The organism is Nonomuraea lactucae (assembly GCF_003313395.1).
GTDB classification, from domain to species: domain Bacteria; phylum Actinomycetota; class Actinomycetes; order Streptosporangiales; family Streptosporangiaceae; genus Nonomuraea; species Nonomuraea lactucae.
This window is the reverse complement of the sequence record NZ_QNFZ01000210.1, coordinates 1-5,621: the sequence shown is the minus strand read 5'-3', so window position 1 is coordinate 5,621 and position 5,621 is coordinate 1. Positions and strand designations below refer to the sequence as shown.

Here is a 5,621-nt window from a genome sequence, read left to right as displayed (position 1 = left end):
GCTGGCCGTACCGGAGTGCGAGCGGGCGCCGGCGCTCAGGGAGGTTCGGGGGCGCCGGGTGGCCTGCCACCGCGCGGAGGACGTACCGGCGGCCTGAGCGGGGCAGCGGGCGCGCCGGGCACGCGGCGCGAGCGTCACAGCGCCAGCGTTCACAGGGCCTTGAGGCCGCTGATCACTTCGAGCAGCACGCTGGCGGACGGGGCCGGCGGCGGGAGCTCCACCTGGACCAGCTTCTGCGCGTGCAGGTCGCCGACCAGCACCCTGACCACGCCGATGGGCAGGTTGAGCTCGGCCGCCACGTCCACGAGCCGGGTGGGCGTCGTGCACTTCTGCAGGATGATCAGGTGCTCGGGCCCGAGGCCGACGGGCGGGGCGAGCCCTCCGGCGGTGATGATCACCGCGATGAGGTCGATGGCCTCGCTCGCCGGGACCGTGCGGCCCCTGGTCAGCAGGTAGGCGGGGACGATCGGACCCGCGTCCTCGTCCAGCCAGCGTTCGTCACTCACCCTGCACCACCCGTATCGGACGGACAGGTTCCTTGAGGATCTCCTCCGGATCGGCCGGCGGATCGGTCACGTGTTCTGCCGGGATCAGCACGATGGCGGTGGTCCCTCCATATGGTGAACCGCGCAGTGTCACGCGGATGGCATGCCTGGCGGCCAGGCGGGAGACGACGAAGAGGCCGAGCCGGTCACTGTCGGCCAGGTCGAACTCCGGTGGGCTGGCGAGCCGCTCGTTGAAGCCGGCCAGCACCTCGGCGCCGATCCCCAGCCCGCGGTCCTCCACCTCGAAGGCGAAGCCGCGGGCCGTGACCTCGCCGCGCACGTGAACCGGGGTGTGCGGCGGCGAGTAGACGGTGGCGTTCTCGATCAGCTCGGCTATCAGGTGTATCACGTCACCGACGACCGGCCCAGCCACGCGGTGGCTGGGCATCGGTTCGACGATGACCCGCTGGTAGTCCTCGACCTCGGCGGACGCGCCGCGCGCCACGTCGAGCATCGGCACGGGCTTGCTCCAGCCGCGGCCCGGGGTCGCTCCCGACAGGATGATCAGGCCCTCCGCGTGGCGGCGCATGCGGGTGGTGAGGTGGTCGAGGCGGAACAGGTCGTCGAGGGCCTCGGGGTCGGTGGCCCGGTGCTGCATGTCCTCCAGCTGGATGCGCTGGCGGTGCAGCAGGGTCTGGCTGCGCCGGGCCAGGTTGCGGAAGACGTGGCCGACGCCGTCGCGGAGTTGCGCCTGTCCGACGGCCGCCTCCACGGCGGTCTGCTGGACGGTGGAGAACGCCTGCCCGACGTCGCCGATCTCGGCCGTCGTGGTGGCGATCGACAGCTCCGGCACCTCCACCGTCTCGCCGCGGCGCAGCTTCTCCACGACCTGCGGCAGCCGTTCCCGCGCCACCTCCAGCGCGGCCTGCCGCAGCGCGCCCAGCTCCTTCGACAGCCTGTCGCCCATGCGCAGCGAGAAGGCGATCGAGAGGATCACCAGCGCGAAGCAGGTGCCCGCGAGCACGAACGCCCGCGTGAGCACCGAGTCCGCCACCGGCTCGGCCCGCTCGGTGAGCAGCTCACCGGCCTGCGACTGGGCCTCCTGGAACGACTTGCTGAGCGCGTCGGTCGCGCCGAGCCAGGTCCGCGGGGTGCCGCCGGCGATGATCTGGTCCTCCATCAGCCGCATCCGCTGGTAGGCGGGCGAGGTGATCATCGCGACCTGGGCGTCGCGCAGGCCCGGGTCGAGCTCGCTCAGCGCCTGGTCGATCAGGAAGCGGCGGTTGCCGACCAGCTGGGTGAACAGACGCCGCTCGGCGGCCGTGGTCGGCCCGGCCGCGATGGCCTGCTCCCTGCTGAGCAGCTCCCTGGCGTAGCCGAGGTCGATGACCACGCGCGACTGCTCGTACAGCGGGATGTCGTCGATGAACGCCACGCGCCGGTGCAGGCCGAACAGGGAGTCGGTGATCGCGTTGTACGACTCGATGGCCTGCGACCGGCCGGACAGGCCCAGGTCGATGTCGCCCCGGATGACGTCCAGCCTGTGCACCTGCCTGAGCACCGCGTCCACCTGGGTGCGGATGGCCTCCGAGGCGTGCATGGAGCGGGCGGACAGCTGCCTGAACCGTTCGTCGGCCGCGTCGGTGCGCGTGCGCTGGTCGGCCAGGGCCGACTCGGCCGCCGGGGTCTTGCCGCGGAGCAGCCTGACCGTGGCGAGGCGTTCGCGCTGGAGTTCGTTGGTGAGCTGGTCGGCCGGCAGACGCAGGTTGGCCCAGAGCGTCTTGTACTGCCGCAGTTCCAGGCTCTCGCTCGCGGTGACGGCGGTGATGACACCCCACAACACCACCATCGAGGCGAGCGGGACCAGAAGCAGGCCGATGATCTTCATGCGGATCGTGCGGCTGCGGCCCATGGCACCTCTTCCGGTCGGTCCCCTGCTGGTGAACCCCGGACGGGACAACGCCCGAGGATAGCAATTCGATCTCCAGAAGTCCTAGTTTTTCGGGACTTTTGGGCTCCTGGTGTAGATCATGGAGTAAGTTTCCCGGCGTACGCCGGACCCCGTTGGGGACATACAGCCCGTACAGGACACTGAGGGAGATGCGTTGCGCCGTCGTCTCGCAGCGGCCGCCGCGCTGCTGCTCTCCATCGCGGCGTGCTCGTCGCCCGCCCAGGTACGGCAGGCGCCACGGGGCGAGTCCGCCTTCGTCATGGTGCAGAACCTGGACGTCATGACCGAGTGGGACCCCGGGCTCTCGTACAGCAACGAGATCATCGCGTTCCAGAACATCTACGAGACGCTCACCCTCTGGAACCCGGTGACCACGAAGGCAGCCCCCCGCCTCGCCACGTCCTGGCGTTCGTCGGCCGACGGCAGGACCTGGACCTTCACCCTGCGTCCCGGCGTGAAGTTCCACACCGGCAGGCCCCTCGACGCCGGGGCGGTGAAGGCGTCCATCGAGCGCACGATGAAGCTCGGCGAGGGCGCCGCCTACATCTGGGACGCCGTGTCGGCCATCAAGGCCGACAACCCGCACACCGTCACCTTCACGCTGAAGTACGCCGTCCCGCTGGACCTCGTCGCCTCCTCCGGATACGCCGCCTACATCTACGACACCAAGGCCGCCGCCGACCTGCGCGGCTGGCTCAGCAGCGGCAGGGACGCGGGCTCCGGGCCGTACACGGTGGCGTCCTGGCGCAAGGGCAAGGAGGACGAGCTCACCCTCAAGGCGTTCGACGGCTACTGGGGCGGCTGGACCGGCCCGCGCTACCAGACCGTCCAGTATCGCGTCGTCCCCGACCCCGACCGGGCCTGGCGGATGCTGCTGCGCGGCGAGGCCAGCTTCGTCGAACGGCTCAACCCGCGGCTGTACGCCCGGGCCAAGACGATCCCCGGCGTGCGCACCGCGCAGCGGCCGTCCTTCCAGACCGCGATGCTGCTGTTCAACACGGCGAGCGGGCCGATGGCCGATGTGCGGGTACGCCGCGCGGTGCAGAAGGCCGTCGACTACCAGGGCATCATCAAGAGGCTCAGGGGCGCCGCCTCGCCGGCCAGCGGCATCGTGCCCGAGGGCCTGCCGGGGCACGTACCCGGCCGGGTGCCGAAGCAGGACCTGGAGGGGACGCAGCGGCTGCTGCAGCAGGCCGGCTACGGACCGGGCGCCAGGGCCCTGCGGCTCAGCCTCACCTACGCCGAGGGAGACACCGACCAGCGGCTGCTCGTCAACCGGCTGGCCGGGGCGCTCAAGCCGTTCAACGTCACGATCGAGGCCAGGGCCATGCCCTGGAACGCCCAGTGGGACCTGGGCAAGAAGCGCGGCCAGGACATCTTCGTCATGTACTGGTGGCCCGACTACGCCGACGGCTACTCGTGGTTCGGCAACGTCTTCCACAGCGAGAACCCGACCGTCTTCAACCTGGCCTACCTCAACGACACGGCCACGGACAAGCTGCTCGACACGCTGCCCAAGCTGACGGTGAGCGACCGGGCCGCCGCCGAGCGGGCCTTCGGCCAGGCCACCGCCCGCGTGCTGGACCATCACGCCGCCGTGGCGATGCCCTGGGTGGTCAACTATCAGCGCGCCTACCTGGGCGGCGTCCAGGGGTACGAGGACAATCCCGCCTACCCCGACGTGGTGTTCGTCTACGGGTTGAAGCCCTCGGGCTGACGCCCCTCGACGCGCTCGCGCAGCCGTACCCTGATCTCCTCGGGGGTGTAGGCCCGGCGGCGCCGCTCGGCGCGGGCGATCGCCACGCCCGTCGCCGCGACCCCCGCCACCCCTGCCAGCCCGAGTATCTTCCACCAGCGCATGTGCCTAGGCTAGCGGTGTGCTGACTCTCGATGAGGCCGTCGAGCTCACCCGCACCGGCGATCTGTGGGTGTTCCGGGGACGCTCCGTGCCCGACCGCGCCATCCAGACCATGACCAACAGCCCGGTCAACCACGTGGGCATGGCGATCGTGGTCGAGGATCTGCCCCCGATGATGTGGCACGCCGAGCTGGGCAAGTCGCTGCTCGACCTGTGGGCGGGCACCCACCACCGGGGGGTGCAGCTGCACGACCTGCGCGCCGCGGTCACGGTCTGGGCCGACCGCTACGGCCAACGCGCCTGGCTGCGCCAGCTCGAACCCCAGGCCACCGCGGAGATGGAGGACGCCGCCCTGCGCACGGTCGCCCGGCTGGACGGCACCCCGTTCCCCAGCACGGCACGGCTGGCGGCGCGCTGGGCCCGCGGCCGGATCCCCCGGCTGCGAGGCCGGGTGGCCGAGCACACGCTGGAGCGGGCCTACTGCGCCGAGGTCGTGGCCGTGACCTACGAGGAGATGGGACTCCTGGCCCCCGGCCGCCGCCCCAACTGGTACGACCCGGGCAGGTTCTGGAGCGGCGACGCCCTCGACCTGCTGGGCGAGCACAAGCTCGGCAACGAGATCACGGTCGGCGTCGAGCGCTCCCGCCCGCCCAGGTAACCACGACCGCGCCAACGGCCGCCGCGATGCTCACCGCCCGGGTGAGGCGTACCGCCCGGCGGATGTCCCGCACCTGCGGCCTGCGCCCGTCACCCATCTCGGGGCGGTGCTCCACGCGCTCGCCGTAGACGTTGGCGCCGCCCAGGGTCACGTCCAGCGCACCCGCGAACGCCGCCTCGCACCGTCCCGCGTTCGGGCTGGGATGGCGGTGGCCGTCGCGGGCCAGTACGGCCAGCGCGCGCCGCGGGTCCGGGGCGGCGAGCACGGTGAGCAGGCCCGTGATCCTGGCCGGAACGTAGTTGGCCACGTCGTCCAGCCGCGCGGCGGCCCAGCCGAACCGCTCGTACCGGGGCGAACGGTGCCCCACCATCGCGTCCAGCGTGTTGATCGCCCGGTACGCCAGCAGCCCGGGAGCTCCCGCCACGACGCCCCAGAAGAGGGGGGCCACGACGGCGTCCGAGGTGTTCTCGGCCAGCGACTCGACGGTGGCCCTGGCCAGTTCCCGCGATCCCAGCCCGGACGGGTCGCGGCCGCACAGGTGGGGGAGACGGGCCCGCGCCCGGTCCAGGTCGTCGCCCTCCAGCGCCTCGGCCATGCAGGCGCCCTCGCGGGCCAGCGTGGTGCCGCCGAGCACGGCCCAGGTGGCGGCGGCGGTCAGCGCGGCGCGGG

Annotated in this window: 6 protein-coding genes; 2 read left to right on the top strand and 4 right to left on the bottom strand. The window is 71.9% G+C overall.

All coding sequences use genetic code 11. The features are described from left to right. Positions 1-149: 149 nt before the first annotated feature. Both DQW85_RS13165 and DQW85_RS13160 read right to left on the bottom strand, forming a co-directional pair. Complete coding sequence (locus DQW85_RS13165; RefSeq protein ID WP_113700606.1) at positions 150-506, bottom strand: DUF742 domain-containing protein; 357 nt, start codon at positions 504-506, stop codon at positions 150-152. Then, positions 499-2,397, bottom strand: a complete 1,899-nt coding sequence (locus tag DQW85_RS13160) for a sensor histidine kinase (protein ID WP_240197142.1) — start codon at positions 2,395-2,397, stop codon at positions 499-501. Before DQW85_RS13160 ends, DQW85_RS13165 begins: the two co-directional genes overlap by 8 nt. A gap of 193 nt (positions 2,398-2,590) precedes the next feature. Between DQW85_RS13160 and DQW85_RS13155 the strand changes: the two genes are divergently transcribed. Then, a complete protein-coding gene (locus DQW85_RS13155) occupies positions 2,591-4,153 on the top strand; it encodes an ABC transporter substrate-binding protein (RefSeq protein WP_113700605.1) in 1,563 nt (520 codons plus the stop codon). Here the strand turns inward: DQW85_RS13155 and DQW85_RS45815 are convergent. Continuing rightward, positions 4,129-4,296, bottom strand: coding sequence for a hypothetical protein (locus DQW85_RS45815; RefSeq protein WP_205315090.1), 168 nt, complete (start codon positions 4,294-4,296; stop codon positions 4,129-4,131). The genes DQW85_RS13155 and DQW85_RS45815 overlap by 25 nt on opposite strands. Positions 4,297-4,316: 20 nt before the next feature. Here DQW85_RS45815 and DQW85_RS13150 point away from each other — a divergent pair, with 20 nt between their 5' ends. Further along, complete coding sequence (locus DQW85_RS13150; RefSeq protein ID WP_205315091.1) at positions 4,317-4,952, top strand: hypothetical protein; 636 nt, start codon at positions 4,317-4,319, stop codon at positions 4,950-4,952. Here DQW85_RS13150 and cbiB read toward each other — a convergent pair. Next, on the bottom strand, positions 4,915-5,621 hold a 707-nt coding region (gene cbiB / locus DQW85_RS13145; protein ID WP_113700603.1), incomplete at its 5' end, for an adenosylcobinamide-phosphate synthase CbiB. The two genes, DQW85_RS13150 and cbiB, sit on opposite strands and share 38 nt — an antisense overlap.

What these genes read in the sequence shown, in the direction of transcription:
- DQW85_RS13160 (WP_240197142.1), bottom strand. Translation starts at nt 2,397, where the DNA reads ATGGGCCGCAGCCGCACGATCCGCATGAAGATCATCGGCCTGCTTCTG.
- DQW85_RS45815 (WP_205315090.1), bottom strand. Translation starts at nt 4,296, where the DNA reads ATGCGCTGGTGGAAGATACTCGGGCTGGCAGGGGTGGCGGGGGTCGCG.